The 18,243-nt window shown below is 65.1% G+C and carries 16 protein-coding genes and 1 pseudogene; 15 read left to right on the top strand and 2 right to left on the bottom strand.

Annotated elements, in window-relative coordinates:
* Positions 1–17: 17 nt before the first annotated feature.
* On the bottom strand, positions 18–650 hold the full coding sequence (locus Sp245p_RS35695; protein ID WP_246119761.1) for an MFS transporter: 633 nt from the start codon (positions 648–650) through the stop codon (positions 18–20).
* Positions 651–785: 135 nt separating this feature from the next.
* Here Sp245p_RS35695 and Sp245p_RS12385 point away from each other — a divergent pair, with 135 nt between their 5' ends.
* The 10 genes and pseudogenes from Sp245p_RS12385 to Sp245p_RS12340 all read left to right on the top strand — a co-directional run bounded on the left by Sp245p_RS12385 (position 786) and on the right by Sp245p_RS12340 (position 10,195).
* A complete protein-coding gene (locus Sp245p_RS12385) occupies positions 786–1,682 on the top strand; it encodes a LysR substrate-binding domain-containing protein (protein ID WP_014239618.1) in 897 nt (298 codons plus the stop codon).
* Positions 1,683–1,983: 301 nt separating this feature from the next.
* Positions 1,984–2,079 (top strand): annotated as a pseudogene (locus Sp245p_RS12380) (IS5/IS1182 family transposase); the annotation flags it as partial.
* Positions 2,080–2,740: 661 nt separating this feature from the next.
* Positions 2,741–4,480 carry a methanol/ethanol family PQQ-dependent dehydrogenase gene (locus tag Sp245p_RS12375; RefSeq protein ID WP_198421074.1) on the top strand — a complete coding sequence of 580 codons (1,740 nt, stop codon included), beginning with the start codon at positions 2,741–2,743 and terminating at the stop codon, positions 4,478–4,480.
* Positions 4,452–5,021: a c-type cytochrome gene (locus tag Sp245p_RS12370; protein ID WP_014239621.1), complete on the top strand. Its 570-nt coding sequence runs from the start codon at positions 4,452–4,454 to the stop codon at positions 5,019–5,021. The genes Sp245p_RS12375 and Sp245p_RS12370 overlap by 29 nt, the downstream gene beginning before the upstream one ends.
* Positions 5,018–6,046: a cytochrome c oxidase subunit II gene (gene coxB / locus Sp245p_RS12365; protein ID WP_014239622.1), complete on the top strand. Its 1,029-nt coding sequence runs from the start codon at positions 5,018–5,020 to the stop codon at positions 6,044–6,046. The genes Sp245p_RS12370 and coxB overlap by 4 nt, the downstream gene beginning before the upstream one ends.
* 12 nt (positions 6,047–6,058) lie before the next feature.
* The gene (gene ctaD, locus Sp245p_RS12360; protein ID WP_014239623.1) at positions 6,059–7,996 is read left to right on the top strand and encodes a cytochrome c oxidase subunit I; all 1,938 of its coding nucleotides are present in this window, start codon (positions 6,059–6,061) and stop codon (positions 7,994–7,996) included.
* Positions 7,993–8,601, top strand: a complete 609-nt coding sequence (locus Sp245p_RS12355) for a cytochrome c oxidase subunit 3 (protein WP_014239624.1) — start codon at positions 7,993–7,995, stop codon at positions 8,599–8,601. Before ctaD ends, Sp245p_RS12355 begins: the two co-directional genes overlap by 4 nt.
* Before the next feature lie 9 nt (positions 8,602–8,610).
* Positions 8,611–8,964, top strand: coding sequence for a hypothetical protein (locus tag Sp245p_RS12350; RefSeq protein WP_014239625.1), 354 nt, complete (start codon positions 8,611–8,613; stop codon positions 8,962–8,964).
* Positions 8,961–9,374, top strand: a complete 414-nt coding sequence (locus Sp245p_RS12345) for a c-type cytochrome (RefSeq protein WP_014239626.1) — start codon at positions 8,961–8,963, stop codon at positions 9,372–9,374. The genes Sp245p_RS12350 and Sp245p_RS12345 overlap by 4 nt, the downstream gene beginning before the upstream one ends.
* Positions 9,375–9,385: 11 nt before the next feature.
* Positions 9,386–10,195: a substrate-binding domain-containing protein gene (locus Sp245p_RS12340; RefSeq protein ID WP_014239627.1), complete on the top strand. Its 810-nt coding sequence runs from the start codon at positions 9,386–9,388 to the stop codon at positions 10,193–10,195.
* Positions 10,196–10,803: 608 nt separating this feature from the next.
* On the opposite strand, the gene Sp245p_RS12335 is transcribed toward Sp245p_RS12340, so the two are convergent.
* Positions 10,804–11,757 (bottom strand): LysR family transcriptional regulator, encoded by a 954-nt coding sequence (locus tag Sp245p_RS12335; protein WP_158310386.1) that lies wholly within the window; start codon positions 11,755–11,757, stop codon positions 10,804–10,806.
* Between the two features lie 152 nt (positions 11,758–11,909).
* Here Sp245p_RS12335 and Sp245p_RS12330 point away from each other — a divergent pair, with 152 nt between their 5' ends.
* The 5 genes from Sp245p_RS12330 to Sp245p_RS12310 are packed head-to-tail and all read left to right on the top strand — an operon-like array spanning position 11,910 to position 18,153.
* Positions 11,910–13,475: an ABC transporter substrate-binding protein gene (locus Sp245p_RS12330; protein WP_082188127.1), complete on the top strand. Its 1,566-nt coding sequence runs from the start codon at positions 11,910–11,912 to the stop codon at positions 13,473–13,475.
* A 15-nt stretch (positions 13,476–13,490) separates the two neighbouring features.
* A complete protein-coding gene (locus Sp245p_RS12325) occupies positions 13,491–14,444 on the top strand; it encodes an ABC transporter permease (protein WP_014239631.1) in 954 nt (317 codons plus the stop codon).
* On the top strand, positions 14,441–15,286 hold the full coding sequence (locus Sp245p_RS12320; RefSeq protein WP_014239632.1) for an ABC transporter permease: 846 nt from the start codon (positions 14,441–14,443) through the stop codon (positions 15,284–15,286). Before Sp245p_RS12325 ends, Sp245p_RS12320 begins: the two co-directional genes overlap by 4 nt.
* Positions 15,283–16,956 (top strand): ABC transporter ATP-binding protein, encoded by a 1,674-nt coding sequence (locus Sp245p_RS12315; RefSeq protein ID WP_014239633.1) that lies wholly within the window; start codon positions 15,283–15,285, stop codon positions 16,954–16,956. Before Sp245p_RS12320 ends, Sp245p_RS12315 begins: the two co-directional genes overlap by 4 nt.
* 36 nt (positions 16,957–16,992) lie before the next feature.
* Positions 16,993–18,153 carry a mandelate racemase/muconate lactonizing enzyme family protein gene (locus tag Sp245p_RS12310; RefSeq protein ID WP_014239634.1) on the top strand — a complete coding sequence of 387 codons (1,161 nt, stop codon included), beginning with the start codon at positions 16,993–16,995 and terminating at the stop codon, positions 18,151–18,153.
* Positions 18,154–18,243: the final 90 nt, after the last annotated feature.

Genomic DNA, 18,243 nt, shown 5'->3' with positions numbered 1-18,243 from the left:
GAGCGCGCCGATCACCGTCAGAATGCCGAAGCCGCCGCGGCCCTGGCCGGAAGCCGCCTCCGTCTTGGCGGTCCTGGTGAGGGGGCCGCCGGCACCAGCGGCACCAGGACGACCGACAGGGCGATTCCAAGCACCGCCATCAGCCCCAGCACCGGCTGCCAGCCGAGAGTCGGCAGCAGCACCGCGACGAGTGCCGGCAGCGCGGCTTTTCCAAGATCGCCCGAAAAGTTGTAGATGCCGAGCGGGTGTCGCGATGCCGCGCCGTAACTCACGGTGACGAGCATGGACCCACATGGGTGCTGGATGCTCGATCCGACGCCGGCCACCACGAGGCCGATGCAAAGACCCGCAAAGCCGAACGGCGACGCCATGATCAGCAAGCCCGTCAATGCGAGGACGGTCGACAGGATCAACGCCGCTCGCGGCGACAAGCCGCGGAGGGCCCGGTTGGCCGGGATTTGCAGGCCACCCATCGTCCCGGAATAGAGAGCGCGGACGATGGCAAGCGCCGCATAGGAAAGGCCGAACTGCGCCTGCCATACCGGCAGGAAGACATAGAGAGCGTCGGTGTACCCGTCGTGCAGCGCGTGGGCGAGGCATGCCCCCACCAGACTTCTCTTTTGTTGATTGCTGCGATGTCTTGATTTCATCGTTGATGGATTTCTCGCAAATGCAACGGGCATTGCTCGGCTGGGCTCATCTGAACAGCATGGTATACGTGTGAGATTTCATCGACTAGTATGCTTTGCATCACGAATAACGTTCGTTTTTCTCACGGATCGCACATGCGCCGCCTTCCCCCCTTGAATGCCTTGCGCATTTTCGAGGTTGCGGCTCGGACCGGCAGCTATGCCGAAGCCGGGGCCGAACTCGGCCTCACCCATGGCGCGGTAAGCCGCCAGATCGCTGCGCTCGAAAGCTGGCTCGGGCAGAGGCTTTTCATGAAGGACGGGCGCCGCATGGTCGCGACGCCGATGGCGAGAATTTTCGCCGCCGAGGTCGGCCTTTCCTTCGATCGCCTGGCTGTCGCGGCGGAAGCGTGTGGCCGGCCCGACGCGCGCCGCATCTTGCGTGTCAGCGCCCCGACCAGCTTCGCGATGCGCTGGCTGATCCCGCGCCTCAACCGGTACCACGCCGATCATCCGCAGGTCGAAGTCGCGGTTACCACGGTTTCGACCGTGCTTGAGGAATTGCGCGGTGGGGTCGACGTGGCGATCCGGCGCGGCGTTGCCCGGGACGATGCATGGCCTCACCATCGCGTCGTCCCGGTGCTGGATGATGTGGATACGCTGATCATGAGCCCGGCGCTGTTCGCGCAACGGCCGATCCTGAAGCCCGCCGACATCGAGGGACATACGCTGCTTGCAAGCGAAACCCGCGCCGGTGATTGGGCGAACTGGCTGGAGGCGGCAGGGCTCGAACACCCTGCCGGGCATCCCCGCCAGATATTTGATCACTTTTTCGTGACCCGTCAGGCGGTGGAAGATGGGCTTGGCATTGGGATCGGCCCGTTGCCAATGCTCGAGATCGACGTTGCCAACGGAAGGCTGATGACGCCGCTGCCGGAGATCCGGGTGCCGAGGACGGGTTACGTCGCGCTTATTCCACGTCAGGCCGCTCCCGGAAACCTGGTTGCCGGCTTCGTCGACTGGCTTGCCGGAGAAGCGCGGGGATCACGATGACGAGCCGGGCAGAACCCCGGGACCCTCGGCCATGGTGGGCGTAGGTGATGTCTGATGAGACTATGTCAGTCCACAGATAGACTGATTCTTATTAAAGTAATGAAAAGGCTGAATTCAGCCAATCTGGCGTGACCCTGCTTCCACGATCAAACCGACCCGGTTCAAGGATTTGCCTTATCCGTCAACGCTTTGTGGGTGCACTCCTGGGGTCCGCACCCATAAAGGAACTTTCGCGGATGGAATCGTTGGATTCAAAGTCCTGGAAAGGGGCTTTGTACTGAGCGACGGTCAGTTCTGGTTGATGGTGGAGCAGTTTGGGCGGCTTGAGCCGCAACTTCCGCGCGACACCCGTGGCAAGCCCCGCGTTGATGATCGCCGTGTGATCAGCGGGATCGTCCCGCGCGGTCGGCTGCTCGCTTTCCTGCTGACCGGGGGTCAGGTGGCCGTCCACATCGTGGCAACCGTCGCCCATTGGTTATGAGTCCGGCCTCAAGGCCCAGGCCGGAGCAATGGGACACCGAAGCTGCCTTGCGGAAGATCCCGGCAGGAAAACGGACACCGCGGTACGGCTTGGTGGACATGCCCAATGCCCTGCCATGCCGCATCGCTTGTCGCCAGTCTGACCTCCCCTTGCCGTTCGCTGGAGACGGCAAAGTGGAGGTTTACGCTTCGGTTGAGCCGGTGGAAAACATCAACTGCGTGTTCAGGCGGATTTGCGATGAGAAGATTGATGGTCGTGCAATCATGAACGCCTTGAGATGATGTGGTGGGCGACCCTTTCCCTCACATCATTTTAATCTGCACTGCAAATTCATTGTATGGACCGCTTTATGATTTGGCCGCGGCAATGAATTTTCTCTCAAATCAATTGCTCTGAAATTTGATCGAAAAGGCCCAAGCGAGGGAACTTTTTCCCTTGGCTGACGGTTCCCGGACTGGGGAATTCCTTTCGGGGGGCCCGTATCTTGAGACGATCGCCTCCGTGCTTCATCCTTCTCTGGCTTATGGCCTCCGGAATGGCCGGCCCCGTTTTTCCGGCGCTTGGTCAGGAACCGGGCGTGCCCGCCAGAGCCATTGCCGCTCCGGCGGCCTCGCCGCCCGACGATGGCAATTGGGTGATGGCCGCCAAGAACTACACCAGCACCCGCTACAGCGAACTGGACGAGATCGACACGAACACCGTTCGTGACCTCCAGGTTTCCTTCACCTTCTCCACCGGTGTCGTGCGCGGGCATGAGGCGGCACCGCTGGTGGTGAACGACACCATGTATGTGGTGACCCCCTATCCCAACAAACTCTACGCTCTCGACCTCACCAAGCCCGGCGCTCCCGCCAAATGGACGTTCGAGCCCAGACCGGCCGCCTCCGCGCAGGGGGTCGCCTGCTGCGATTACGTGAACCGCGGGCCTGCCTTCGCCGACGGCCGGATCTTCATCAACACGCTGGACGCCCAGACCGTCGCCGTGGACGCGGAGACGGGGAGGGAGGTGTGGCGCACCAAGCTCGGCGACATCAACAAGGGCGAGACCATGACCATGGCGCCCCTGGTGGTGAAAGGGAAGGTGCTGGTCGGCAACGCGGGTGGGGAGTTCGGGGTGCGCGGCTGGATCACCGCGCTCGATGCCGGGACGGGCAAGATTGTCTGGCGTGCCTACAACACCGGCCCCGATCAGGACGTGTTGATCGGGGACGATTACAAACCCTTCTACGACAAGGAAAAGGGCAAGGACCTCGGCGTCGGCACATGGCCGCCCAACGCCTGGGAGATCGGCGGCGGCACGGTCTGGGGCTGGATCAGCTACGACCCCGAGCTTGACCTGATCTACCACGGCACCGGCAATCCCGGCCCCTGGAACCCGGAGCAGAGGCCCGGCGACAACAAATGGACCGGCGGCATCTTCGCCCGCAACCCCGATACCGGGCAGGCCCGCTGGTTCTATCAGGCGGTGCCCCACGATCTGTACGACTACGACGGCATCAACGAGCTGATTCTGCTCGACCTGCCCTGGCAGGGGCAGCCCCGCAAGGTGCTGATCCGGCCGGAGCGCAACGGCTATCTCTACGTCATCGACCGCAGCAGCGGGGAGGTGCTGGCCGCCGACCCCTATTTCCCGGCCAACAGCACCAAGGGCGTGGACCTGAAGACCGGCCTGATTGAATACAACGAGGAGAAGCATCCGCGCGTCGGCAAGGTGGTGCGCGACATCTGCCCGACCGCGCCGGGCGCCAAGGACTGGAACCCGTCCGCCTTCTCGCCGAAGACCGGGAACGTCTACATTCCGCACAACAACCTGTGCATGGATTGGGAGAGCGTCGAGGCGAACTACATCGCCGGCACGCCCTATGTCGGCGCCAACGTCAAGATGTACGCCGGCCCCGGCGGCCACCGCGGCACCTTCACCGCCTGGGACCCCGCACAGCGCAGGAAGGTTTGGGAACTCAAGGAGGACTTGCCGCTGTGGTCCGGTGCGCTGGCGACCGCCGGCGGCCTCGTCTTCTACGGAACCATGGACGGGTGGTTCAAGGCGGTGGACGCCGGCAGCGGGGAGCTGCTGTGGCGGTTCAAAACCGGGTCCGGGATCATCGGGCAGCCGATCAGCTACCGCGGGCCCGACGGGCGGCAGTACATCGCCATCCTGTCGGGCGTGGGCGGCTGGGCCGGCGCCATCGTGGCCGGCGATCTCGACCCCCACGACGCCAGCGCCGCCAAGGGCTTCGTCAACGCCGTCTCCGACCTGCCGCAGCGGACCACCAAGGGAGGGATGCTCTATGTCTTCGCTCTCCCGCAGCGCCGTTAGCCTCGCCCTGCTCGGCGCCCTGCTGCTCGCCGCCTGCGAGCGGGAGGAGCGCAGCTACCGTGGCGAGCCGGTGGGGGAGGTCAAGCCCGGCGCCATCGTGCAGGGCACGCTCTACGCCGGCGCTCCCAGCCCACCTCCCCCGCAGAGGCGGGAATATGAGGGCAACGCCTACCACGTCTCGGAAGGCAAGCGCCTGTTCGAATGGTTCAACTGCTCGGGCTGCCACGCCCACGGCGGCGGCGACATCGGACCGCCGCTGATGGACGCGGTGTGGATATACGGCGGGGAGCTGGAGAACATCGCCGCGACCATCGTCGAGGGGCGGCCCAACGGCATGCCGTCCTTCCGCAACAAGATCCCCGACCAGCAATTGTGGCAGATCGCCGCTTATGTCCGCTCCATGCAGCGCGAGGTCCGCAAGGACGTCGCGCCCGGCCGCGACGATCACATGGCCGTCACGCCGGGCGAGCAGAACCAGCCCGTGACCCCACCGAAGCCGGGTGGCGTGGCCTCTCCGTCGTCGGAAGGACGCGGGCCATGAGAGGGCCGCCCGTTCCCTTGCCGAGACCGGGGAGGGTTGTTCCCTTCCTCGTCCTGACCGCCTGCTCCGGCCCGCAATCCATGCTGGACCCGGCGGGCGGGCAGGCCGCGCGGATCGGCGTGATGGGGTGGATTCTCCTCGCCGGCTGCGCCTTCGTCTATACCGTCGTCCTGCTCTGGCTGCTGTGGGCGCTGGCGCGGCGGCACCGCTGGGTGGAGCCGGGCGGAACTCTGCCGCGTCAGGCCGGGGGCGAGCGGCGGCTGACCAACGGGCTGGCCGTGTGGGTCGCCGGCACGGTGCTGATCCTGTTCGTCTTCGTCACGGCGAGCTACGCCGTGGACAAGAGCCTCACCCACCTCGCCAACCGGGAGGAGGTCGTCGTCGAAGTGGAGGGGAAGCAGTGGTGGTGGACCGTCCGCTATCCCAACGACGACCCCAGCCGCAGCATCACCACGGCCAACGAGATCCACCTGCCGGTCGGCGTGCCGGTGCGGGTCAAGCTGAAGGCGGCTGACGTCATCCACAGCCTGTGGATTCCGAACCTGCACGGCAAGATGGACCTGATCCCCGGCCGGGACAACGAACTGTTCCTGACCGCCGACCGCGAAGGGACCTTCCGCGGCCAGTGCGCGGAGTTCTGCGGGCTTCAGCACGCGCACATGGCGCTGGACGTGATCGTCCACTCCCGAGCGGCGTTCGACGCCTGGAAGGAGGCGCAGCTGGCGCCCGCTCCCGCCCCCACGGACGAGGCGCAGGCGCGTGGGCAGGCCCTGTTCCTCACCTCCGCCTGCACGATGTGCCATGGCATCCGCGGCACGCCGGCCTCGGCCTCCGTGGCGCCGGACCTGACGCATCTGGCAAGCCGGCGGAGCATCGCCGCGGGCGCCCTGCCGTACAACCGGGGAAATCTCGCCGGCTGGATCGCCGACCCGCAGCGCATCAAGCCCGGCAACCACATGCCGCTGGTGGGCGTGCCGCCATCGGACCTGCAGGCGCTCGTCGCCTACCTCGACAGCCTGAAGTGAAGGAGGGGCGTCATGGGTCCCAGGGATGGCGTCTCCTCCTCCGAACTCCGCGACGGCCCCTCCCTTGCTGAGGAGGACACCATGCGCCGGCTGGAGCGGACCTGGGGCACGCCGCCCGGGCTGTGGGGGTGGCTGACCACGGTGGACCACAAGCGGATCGGGCGGCGCTACATCGCCACCGGCTTCGTCTTCTTTCTGGTGGGCGGCGTCCTCGCCCTGCTGATGCGGCTGCAACTGGCGCAGCCGGAAAACACGCTGGTCGGGCCGGACCGCTACAACCAGCTCTTCTCCATGCACGGCACGACGATGATGTTCCTGTTCGCCGTGCCGATCATGGAGGCGATGGCGGTCTATCTCGTGCCGCTGATGGTGGGGACGCGCAACATCGCCTTTCCGCGGCTGAACGCCTTCAGCTACTGGGTCTACCTGTTCGGCGGGGTGATGATCGTCGTCGCCTTCCTGATGAACACGGGGCCGGAGACCGGCTGGTTCAGCTACGTGCCGCTGGCCGGTCCGGAATATTCGCCCGGCAAGCGCACCGACTTCTGGGCGCAGATGATCACCTTCACCGAAGTGGCGGCCCTGGCCGTCGCCGTGGAGATCATCGTCACCGTCTTCAAGATGCGCGCGCCGGGCATGGGCCTGAACCGCATCCCGCTGTTCGTCTGGTCGATGCTGGTGACCTCCTTCATGGTCATCTTCGCCATGCCCGCGGTGATGCTGGCCAGCAGCTTCCTGATCATGGACCGGCTGGTCAGCACGCAGTTCTTCAACCCGGCGGAAGGCGGCGACCCGCTGCTGTGGCAGCACCTGTTCTGGTTCTTCGGTCATCCGGAGGTCTACATCATCTTCCTGCCGGCGCTCGGCATGGTGTCGAGCATCGTCGCCGCCATGGCACGGCGGCCGGTGTTCGGGCACGTGCCCATGGTGCTGGCGCTGGTCGCCACCGCCTTTCTCGGCTTCGGGCTGTGGGTCCACCACATGTTCGCGACCGGCCTGCCGCACCTCGCCAGCGGCTATTTCACGGCGGCGAGCATGATGATCGCCATCCCCAGCGGCATCCAGATCTTCTGCTGGATCGCCACCCTGTGGGACGGCCGGCCGCAATGGACGGTGCCGCTGCTCTTCATCGTGGGCTTCATCGTTATCTTCGTGCTGGGCGGGCTGACCGGCGTCATGCAGGCCTCCGTCCCCTTCGACCTCCAGGTGCACGACAGCTATTTCGTCGTGGCGCATTTCCATTACGTGCTGATCGGCGGGGCGGTCTTCCCGCTGTTCGGGGCCTTCTATTTCTGGTTTCCCAAGATCACCGGCCGGATGCTGGGGGAACGGTTGGGGCGCTGGAATTTCTGGCTGTTCTTCATCGGCTTCAACGTCGCCTTCTTCCCCATGCATCTGCTGGGCATGATGGGCATGCCGCGCCGCGTCTACACCTACCCGGCGGAGCTGGGCTGGGCGGACCTGAACCTGACGGCCACGCTCGGCGCCCTGCTGATCGCGGCCAGCGTGGCGCTGTTCCTCGTCAACGTGCTGGTCAGCCTGCGCGGCGGCCGCATCGCCGGCCCGAACCCGTGGAACGCCGGCACGCTGGAGTGGGCGACCGCCTCGCCGCCGCCCAGCTACAACTTCGCCCACATACCCGTCGTAGAGGGGCTGGAGCCGCTGTGGGACAAGGCCGGACCGCTCGGCATGGTCCACGGCCTGCGGGTGGAGGAGCGCGAGGTATTGCTGACCACCGTCCTGGACGCGCATCCCGACCTGCGGGAGCCCTCGCCACGCCCGACCATCTGGCCGCTGCTGTCCGCCCTGGCGGTGACGGTGCTGTTCATCGGTTCGATCTTCACGCCATGGGCGCTGGTCTGGGGGGCGGTGCCGCTGGCGGTCGGGCTGGTCGGCTGGTTCTGGCCGAAGCGGCGCCACACCCCTCCGGAACCGGTGGTGGAATCATGAGCGAGCGGCATTTCGTCCGAGACGTGTCCGACCTGCCCACCCACGGCCACGGGCCGAGCACCCTGACCTGGTGGGGCACGATGGGCTTCATGCTGATCGAGGGCTTCGCCTTCGTGCTAGCCGGCTTCACCTACCTCTACATCATGATGCAGTTCCGGCATTGGCCGCCGGGCATGCCCCCGCCCGATATGACCTGGGGCACGCTGATGACCGCGGCTCTCCTGCTGAGTCTGGTTCCCAACGTCTGGGCCAAGCGGGTGGGCGAGGCATCGGACCTGCGCGGCACGCGCCGCGCCGTGCTGGTGATGCTGGCGGTCGGTCTCGTCACGCTGGGCATCCGCTGGTTCGAGTTCACGGTGCTGAACGCGCTGTGGGACAGCAACGCCTACGGCTCCATCCTCTGGACGATCCTCGGCCTGCACACCGTTCACCTGCTGACCGACGTGGGCGACACGGCGGTGCTGGCCGTCCTGATGCTCACCAGGCACGGCAAGGACCCCCGGCGCATGGGCGACGTCACCGACAACGCCCTGTATTGGAACTTCGTGGTCGGCGCCTGGGTTCCCATCTACGCGCTGCTCTACCTCGTCCCACGGTTCGCGTGAGGAGACGCCATGCCGTCCGCCGAGCACAGCACACGGCGTTTCGGCATCTGGGCCGGGCTTGCCACCGGCCCGGTGGCCGCCTTCCTGCAACAGCAGGGGGGCAGCGCCCTCGTGCCCTGGACCTGCGCGCAGAGCAGCGGCTGGCCGGCGGTGGCGCTGGGACTGCTGCTGGCTGCGGCCACGGCGGTCGCCGGATTCGTCTCCTGGCGCGCCCGCCAGCCTGGGAAAGGGCGGGCTTGGGACTCCGATCCCGGCAACCGCCGTTTCGTCGCGGGGCTCAGCGCCGGAACCGCCGCCTTCTTCATCCTGGTGATTCTGGCGCAGGCGCTCGCGGCCGTGTTCCTGACGGGATGCGAGCGATGATCGCGACCCTCTCCTTGCGTTCCGTCGCTGTGGTGTCCGCGCTGCTGGCGCTGAGCGCCGCCGGGATCGCCGCCTATGCCTGGGAGGACCAGCGGTGGGAGCTGGAACGGCGGGCCGCGGACCTCACCGGCGGCTCCCCGTCCGCGGGGCGGGAGGCGGTGCTGCGCTACGGCTGCGGGTCCTGTCACAGCATTCCGGGCGTGCAGCGGGCCAACGGCGTCGTCGGTCCGCCGCTCGGCGGCATCGCCAACCGGGTCTATGTGGCGGGGGTGCTTCAGAACACACCCGACAATCTGGTCCTGTGGCTCCGCGATCCGCAGGGCGTCGACCCGAAAACCGCCATGCCGTCCCTGGGCGTGAGCGAGGAGGACGCGCGGCACATCGCGGCCTTTCTCTACACCTTGAAGTGAGGGGGTTGGGGATGTTCCGGACGGTCCTCGCGCTGTGCCTGCTGCTCACGGGACCCGCCGGCGCCGGCCCCATCCAGGAACTGCGCGTCTGCGCCGACCCGAACAACCTTCCCTTCTCCAACGAGCGTCGCGAGGGGTTCGAGAACAGGATCGTGGAGCTTCTGGCCGCCGACCTCGGCGTTCCGGTCGCCTACACATGGTGGCCGCAACGGCGCGGCTTCATTCGCAACACGTTGAAGGAGGGGCTGTGCGACCTCATCCCCGGCGTGCCGAGCGGCCTGGAGATGGTGTCCACCACAGCCCCCTATTACCGCTCCGGCTATGTGTTCGTCGCGAAGGCGCAGGACGGGCCGGTCATAACCTCTTTCGACGACCCGCGCCTGCGGAGCCTGCGCATCGGCGTGCAGATGATCGGCGACGACTTCGCCAACACGCCGCCGGCGCACGCGCTGACGCGGCGGGGCATTGTCGACAACGTGCGCGGCTACATGGTTTACGGCGACTACAGCCGTGATGACGGGGCGGCGGGCATCGTGGAGGCGGTGTCCAGCGGGGCAGTGGACGTTGCCATCGTCTGGGGGCCGGTTGCCGGCTACTACGCCGGTCGTCAGCCGGTTCCGCTGGCTCTCACCCCGGTCGCGCCGCCCGCCGAAGGCCCGCTGTTTCCCATGGCCTTCGACATCTCCATGGGGCTGCGGCGCGGGGACCGGGCGTTCCATGACCTTGTCAGTGGCGCGCTGGATCGGAACCGCGCGGCCATCGACGCCATTCTCGCCGATTTCGGCGTGCCCCGCTTGGAGCAGCCTCGGGGCGGAGATTGAGGGGCTGCGCGGCAGCGTGGCCCGCGGGATCGGTGTCAGTATGGCCGAGCGCCGGCTGATGGGCTGCGAGCACCGACGAATCTATGTCAGGCCACAGATGGACTGACCCTATTAACGTATTGAACAGGCTGAATTCGCCCGAACCGGCGTGACCCCGTTTCCACAATAAAACTGACCCGGTTCGAGTCTTCGCCTTATGCGCCAACGCTTTAGGGGTGCAATCCTAGCAACGCATCCTTTGGCTTCCGTCACCGGTCGACCATCGTGGAGGACGTCGCCGTCGGGTGGTTTGTGCGAAATGCGGGCAGTTCATGCGAAAAGCGTCCTCGGGTGGCCTTTGGCTTGTTGCCATGTCGTCGATCTGCCAGTGATCCTTTCCGGACGAGAGGTGCTGTCACCGCCGCCATATCCATTCCACAACTGGTCTCGCGCGGCTTTCGTCGCCTTCTGTGGCCTCCGACCAGCCGGAAGTCACTGGCGTTTTGTCGCGCGTCAGAACCGCTCAGGTGGGCTTTGATCGGTGGTGGTTTCGCCGTTCCCGGCCCTGCATCCATAGTCATCCGGTCCGGAAAACCCGGCGGGGTTCAAACTCCCGCACAGATCTCCCATCAGGAGACTAGAACATGGCACTCGAAGGAGTGCAGCCGTCCCCCTTTACCGATCTTCGCTACGTCCTTCCCGACCTCTGCGCACAACCACTCGCGCACATCTCCCGCAATACTCCCCACCGGCGTTTGATCACCAAGTATGAAGTTGAATGTCGCGCGGGTGTTGAGACCCTTGTCAGACGCCGCCAGAAGTGAGCGGTAGCGAAGCAATCGGGACGTCACCGACAGCCATCCCAGGACGATCCCTTGCCCGTTCAAGGCCGACTGAAGCGCCACCGAATAATCGGAGAAAACCATCGTCTTGTGGTTCGGAGGCAATTCCAAGCCAGCGAGGCGGGCGAACGTATCCCAGTCGCACCAGTGAGCGCTGAGGGTGATCAAGGTGTGCGTCCGGTTGCGCCGCGGTTGGTCGAGCGTTCCCATGCGCTTTATGTAGTCCAACGCGGCCACCGGCTGGATGATCTCATCCAGGAAGTGGCTCTCTGGAGGAGCCTTGGCCGTTTCTGGAAAGCGGCGCAAGCCAAGATCAGCCCGAACCGGACTCTGCCCGACACCTCCGGCGATCAGCTCGAAGCGCAGGTCCACGTCGGGGAACGCCAGCCGGAAGTCGAACAGCCGCGGAATCAGCCAATGTGCGGCCATCGATGAAGAGATGGACAAGAGCACCGGCTTCCGCCCGCTCTCCTTGTCCTTCCACGACGCAATCAGTTTTTCGATGGCGTCGAAGCTGTTGGACATCAACCCGCTCAGCTCGGCGCCGCGCGTGGTCAGACGCACGCGCGGCCCTGACCGCAAGAACAGCTTCACACCGATGGCCTCCTCCAGGGACGCCACAGCCCGGCTGACAGCAGGCTGGCTAATTCCCAATTCCTCCGCTGCGCGCGAAAAATTCCGGTGCCGCGCAGCCGCCTCAAAAGCCAAAAAGAGGTTCGTTGGCGGCAAAACCCGCTTCATATCATGCGCCTTGGTTATGATTACCCCCATGCAGCCGGTATACAGCACCCCGCCAAAGCAAACAAATCATTTATTATCAGTCTGTTACGAACTCGCTTCCCACGCTTGTCGCCCTGTTCCATACACGGAGGAAGTAACAGGGAGAACAGAGAATGAATTTTTCAAAAATCAGCCGGCGTGATTTCCACACCTTGTTCGGAACCGCTATGGGGACGGCCGTGCTCGGGGGAATTCCCGTCATCGCCCAAGCGGCCGGGACAACGAACAGCCCCTCCGCAATGGTGCCGAAGAAAGGTGGCCGCGTCCGGCTGGCCCTTGCCCAGCAGAGCACCAACGATACCTTCGACAGTGCGCGTTTCACCAACGCCAACGACTACATCCGCGGGTCCGCTGTCTTCAACACGCTGACCCGCGTCGATGGCTCGGGCCAGGCGCAACCGGAACTTGCCCTGTCCTGGGAAGCCAACCCGTCGGCCACCGAATGGCGCTTCAAGATCCGCAAGGGCGTGGAATTCAGCGATGGCCAGCCCCTGTCGCTTCAGGACATAGCGTTCTCCATCATGCGCCACAAGAACGAAGGCAAGGCCTCGTCGGCGAAGCCTCTGGTGGCCAATATCGCCGCGGTGACCACGGAAGGTGACGATACCATTCTGGTCCGCTTGGCTGAGGCGGACGTCGAGTTGCCCGTTCTGCTCGGCCTGCTGCAGTTCTGCGTGGTGAAGGACGGCACAGAGGACTTTTCCAAGCCGATCGGCACGGGCCCCTTCGTCATGGCGGAGTTCCAGCCCGGCATTCGCACCGTGCTGACTCGCAACACCAATTTCTGGAAGGACGGTCAGCCTTACCTGGACGAGATCGAGATGATCTCGATCACCGATGCCAACGCACGGGTCAGCGCCTTGCTGTCCGGCGACATCGACATGGCCGCGGACCTGAAAGGCGCGGGCATCGATCAAGTCGCGGCGAACCCGTCCACGAAGATCTTCGAGACGCCGAGCACCCGCTACGCCGGGTATCAGTTTGACGCCGCTACCAACTTCGACCCGAACCTCGGGTTGGCCATCGCCAACATGTTCGACCGCCCGAAGATCGTCGAAACCGTGCTCAAGGGCCACGGCTCCGTCGCCAATGACCATCCGGTCGGCAAGATGAGCCCCTACTACAACGCCAACCTGCCACAGCGCGAACTGGATCTCGACAAAGCCAAGCATTACCTGAAGAAATCGGGAATCGGGCGGACCCCGCTCGAACTCTCGGTCAGCGATGGGGTGGTCTACAGCGTCGAAATCGCCCAGCTTCTGCAGCGCTCCGCCGCCCAGGCAGGCCTCAACCTGACCTTGCGGCGCGAGCCCTCGGAGAGCTACTGGACCGCCGTCGCCGGCAAGCGCCGCTTCTTCGCAACCAACTTCTTCCCCCGTCCGACGCCGCATCTGCTGCTCAACGTGACCTGGAAGAGCGGCTCGCAGTGGAACTTCTCCCACTACGGCAACCCGCGCCTGGACTCTCTCATCGACGGCGTTCGGGCCACTCTGGATGTGGACAAGCGCATCGCCATGTACCATGAGATCCAGGAGATCCTGCACAACTGCGGTGCGGTGACGATGCCGGTCTTCCTGAGCTATCTCGACGGTGTTTCAAGCCGCATCCAGGGGCTTACACCCAACCAGATCGGAAACTTTTCCGGCTTCCGGTTCTCCGATCAGGTCTGGCTTTCGTAAGCGCTAGGTCTCACCGTGATCAGATTCATCGTCAAGCGGCTGGCAGCAGGCTTCGTCCTGCTGCTGGTCATCTCCCTGCTCATTTTCGTCGGCTGCGAGATGTTGCCCGGCGATGTGGCGCAAATCATGCTTGGACAGTCGGCCAGCCCCGAGAACGTGGCTGCGTTGCGGGCCGAACTGGGATTGGATCAGCCCGCACCGGTTCGCTATCTGGCTTGGCTGTGGGGCATATTTCATGGCGACTGGGGCGTTTCGATGACCTCCCGTCAACCCGTCAGCGTGATGTTGTCCGAACGCCTGTCCAACACGTTGACGCTGGCCGGGCTGACCACGTTGGTCTCGGTTCCCCTGGCCTTGCTGATCGGCATGGTCCTGGCTGTCCACAAGGGCACCCGTCTGGACCGGGTCGGGACCATCGTCATCGTCGGTCTGTGCGCGACGCCGGAATTCCTGGTCGCCACGCTGGGTGTGCTCGTCTTCTCGATCCATCTGCGCTGGCTGCCGGCAATCTCTTACGTGACGCCCGGCTCGGGGGTCCTGACCCTGATCAAATCCATGCTGTTGCCGTTGGCCACCATGACCATCATCGTCACCGCGCAGCTCGCCCGGATGACCCGCGCCGTGGTCGGCAACATCCTGACGCAGCCTTATGTCGAGACGGCCCGGCTGAAAGGCGCCGGATCGGTCCGCGTGATCACGGTCCACGCCTTGCGCAACGCCGTCGGCCCGCTGATCAACATCATCGCGATGAATGTCGCCTACCTCATCAGTGGCGTGGTGATCGTCGAAACCATCTTCGCCTTCCCCGGCCTCGCCCGGCTCATGGCGGATTCGGTTCAGGCGCGCGACCTGCCGGTGGTCCAGGCCTGCGCAATGATTTTCTCGGCCGCCTACATCGGCCTGATCATGGTCGCCGACATCGTCGCCAAGCTGTTCGACAGCCGCAAGGAACCGGGGGCTTCCTCATGATGCCGCACCAGACACCCTCCCAGCTCAAAAGCCTGTTCCGGCCGACGCTGCTGTCGGTTGTCGTCGCCCTCCTGCTGCTGGTCGCCTTCGCCGTTCTGGCGGCACCGCTGTTGCCGCTGCACGACCCCGACGCTTTTCTGAGCAGCGACGGCTTCGTTCCGCCGTCCGACGAGTACTGGTTGGGCACCGACTTCCTCGGCCGCGATCTGCTGGCGCGGCTGCTCAGCTCGGGCCGCGTCACCCTTGGCATGGCCTTGCTCAGCACCATTCTCGCCCACCTGATCGGCGACACGCTGGGTCTGCTGGCGGCGTTGCGCGGCGGATGGTTCGATGCGGTCGTCAGCCGGATCGTCGACGTGGTTCTGTCCGTTCCCAAGATCATTGCCGGTCTCGTCGTGCTCGCCGTGACCGGCCCGTCCCTCGTCGCCATCGTGGTTCTGACAGCCGTGGTCTATGCCGCCGGCGTGTTCCGGATCGCCCGCGCGCTTGGGCAAGACCTGATCGCTCAGGATTTCATCACCGTGGCCCGTGCCCGCGGCGAGGGCAATCGGTGGCTTCTGTTCGGCGAGATGCTGCCGCATGTGGTCATGCCATTGACCGCGGATTTCGCCCTGCGCCTGAGCTTCGCCATCCTCTTCATGAGCGGCCTGAGCTTCCTTGGTCTTGGCGTGCAGCCGCCGATGGCGGACTGGGGCGGACTCGTCCGCGAAAATCTGGACGGCCTGCAAATCGGTTCCTGGGCACCGATCTATCCGGCTCTCTCCATCGCGGTCGTCTCCGTCCTGCTGAACCTGTTCGTCGACGGCTTGCAGGAACGTGAAAAGAAGGGAGGCGGGGTATGACGCTTCTCCGTATCCAGAATCTGAATCTGTCCGCGGACAGCGGGAAGCCCATTCTGCGGGACGTCTCGCTGACCCTGGAACATGGCCAGATCCTGGCGCTCATCGGGGCATCCGGGTCCGGGAAAACGACCCTGGCGCTGACCGCCCTGGGGCACATGCGGCCGGGCGTCCGCCACGTTTCCGGGCAGGTGCTCTTCCAAGGCCAGGATTTGCTGCGGATGAGCCGGCGGGCACTGGCGCGCCTGCGTGGCCGCAAGCTGGCCTACATCGCCCAGAGTGCCGCGGTCTCCTTCAACCCGCGCATCCGGCTGGACCGCCAGGTCACGGAAAGCAGCCGTATCCATCACACCATGTCCCCCGACGCGGCCCACGCCCGGGCACGGGAGGTCTATCGGACTCTTGACCTGCCCACCGGCGAAGCCTTTTACAACCGATTCCCCCATGAGGTTTCCGGCGGGCAATTGCAGCGGTTCATGATCGCCATGGGCCTGCATGAAATGCCCGAGATTCTGATCTGTGACGAACCGACCAGCGCCCTCGATGCCACCACCCAGGTGGAGGTGCTGAAGGCCCTGGACACCGGGATCCGCGCCAGCGGGACCGCCGCCATCCTGGTCGGCCACGACATCGCCCAGGTGGTCCAGGTCGCCACCCACATCCTGGTGATGCGCAACGGCGAGGTGGTCGAGCGTGGCACGGTCGAGCAAATCCTCCATCATCCCGAACACCCGTACACGCGGCAGCTCCTGGAGATGCATCGCGGTTTCGATGCCGAATCCGGGACCATGGCGGAAACCGTCGCCGCCAGCGCGACAGCGGCATCTCCATCTGACAGGACGGACCGGACGCCACTTCTGGAGGTTCGCGATCTGGCCGTATGCTACGACACCGGCGGTTTCGCGGTGAAGGCGCTCAGCGGTGCGTCGCTGACCCTGAACGGCGGCGAGATGATGGCGGTGGTCGGCGAGTCCGGGTCGGGCAAGAGCACCATGGCCCGTGCCATCGCCGGCTTGGTCCAACCCAGCCACGGCGACGTCCTGGTCAACGGGCGGCTGATGGAACGGGATGTGCTCAAGCGTCCCCTCCCCATGCGCCGGGCCGTCCAGATCACCTTCCAGTCGGCCGACACGTCCCTGAACCGCCACCACACGGTGGGCCGCATCCTCGGACAGGTGTTGACGTTCTTCGGGGAACGCTCCAAAGAGCGCCGCGCCGAGCGGATACGCGAACTTCTGGAACAGGTCCATCTGCCCGCCGATTACGTCGACCGCAAGCCGAGCCAGATGTCCGGTGGTGAAAAGCAGCGGGTCAACCTGGCCCGCTCTCTCGCCGCCCGGCCGGACGTGCTGATCTGCGACGAAATCACCTCGGCGCTCGACAACATCGTCGCGGCATCGGTCCTCGACCTGATCAACGAACTCAAGCGCGAGCTGAACATCGGCATCCTGTTCATCAGCCATGACCTTTCCGCAGTGGCTGCGATGTCGGACAAGATCATGGTCCTGCGCAACGGCGAAGTCGTGGAACAAGGCCCCACGGCGCAGGTCCTCGGGGCTCCCCGTCATCCCTACACCCGGCTGCTGCGCTCCTCGGTCGCCGCCATGCGCCTCGGATGGCTGGAGGAGGCTTCCGCGCTCCACCGGTCCCTGCGCGATGAACTCGGCGCCTGAGCCTTTATCCCATCCCATTCACCGGACAGCGTCATCATGAAGATCACCAAAGCCACGATCTACGTCATCAACAGCGAGGGCCTCAAACCCGTCATCGTCAAGCTTGATACCGATGAGGGAATATCCGGCCTCGGCGAGGTCGCCACGGCTTACGGCTGCGGCCGGACCGGCGCCGCGGGCATGATTCAGGATCTGTGCGCGCGGTTCGTGATCGGCGCCGATCCGACCCGCATCAACAGCCTGGTCGGCGAGATGTACGATCAGTCCTTTTGGCTGAAGAATCCTGGGGGCATTGCCGGAGCCGGCCTCAGTGCCATCGAGCAGGCTCTGTGGGACATTCGGGCACGGGCGCTGAACGTTCCGGTCCACGAGCTGTTCGGCGGACGGATGCGTGACACGCTCGCCTACTACGCCAATGGCTGGTACTTCGGCGCGACCTCCGTTGCCGATCTGCTGCGCCAAGCGGAGGCGGCCGTGAAGGACGGGCACAAGGCCCTGAAAATGTACCCCTTGGCGCGGATTCAGCCCAACGGGACCCTTCGGCACACGGTCAACCGCTACGCGGATGACCGCGACGCGGTAAACGCCGCGCTGGATATCGTCGCGCAGGTCCGGCGCACCGTGGGCGCCGACGTCACGCTCATGCTCGATCTGGCCGGCGGTTTCTCGGTGAGCGATACCATCCGCTTCGTCCATGGCCTGGAAGATCTGGATATCGCCTTCATCGAGGAAATCTGCGATCCGGGGGACCTGGGTGCGCTGGAACAGGTCGCCGCCAAGACGAACATTCCGATCGCCACCGGCGAGCGGCAATACCTGCGGTACGGCTTCCGCGATCTGCTGGAGCGTCGGGCCGTCGGCATCCTGCAGCCGGACATCGGCAACACCGGCGGGTTCGCCGAAACCCATAAGATTGCCGCCATGGCCGATGCCTACGGCGTCAAGGTGCAGCCCCATGTCTGCGGCAGTTCCGTTGCGGCCAGCATCGCCACCCATCTCAGCGCCGTGATCCCGAACTTCTATGTGCAGGAACACTTCCCCTACTGGGCCCGCATTCCCGGCTGGATCGAAGTGGCGACGGAGCCCTTCGAGAGCCGTCTGAAGAACGGCGCTCTGCAGATTCCGGACGGGCCGGGTTACGGCGTCACCCTGAAGGACGCCGTGGTCCGGGAGCACATCTGGGCCGAGGTTCGCTAAGACCGCCCACGAGTGGGTGCAGCACACGTCAAGACCACCGGGGGAAGGCGGCGCCTTCCCTCGGCGGCCGTTACAAAGCAGTCCAATGAC

Origin of the sequence: Azospirillum baldaniorum (assembly GCF_003119195.2) — a bacterium.
Taxonomy (GTDB): Bacteria; Pseudomonadota; Alphaproteobacteria; order Azospirillales; family Azospirillaceae; genus Azospirillum; species Azospirillum baldaniorum.
This window is presented reverse-complemented; position numbering and strand designations above follow the sequence as displayed.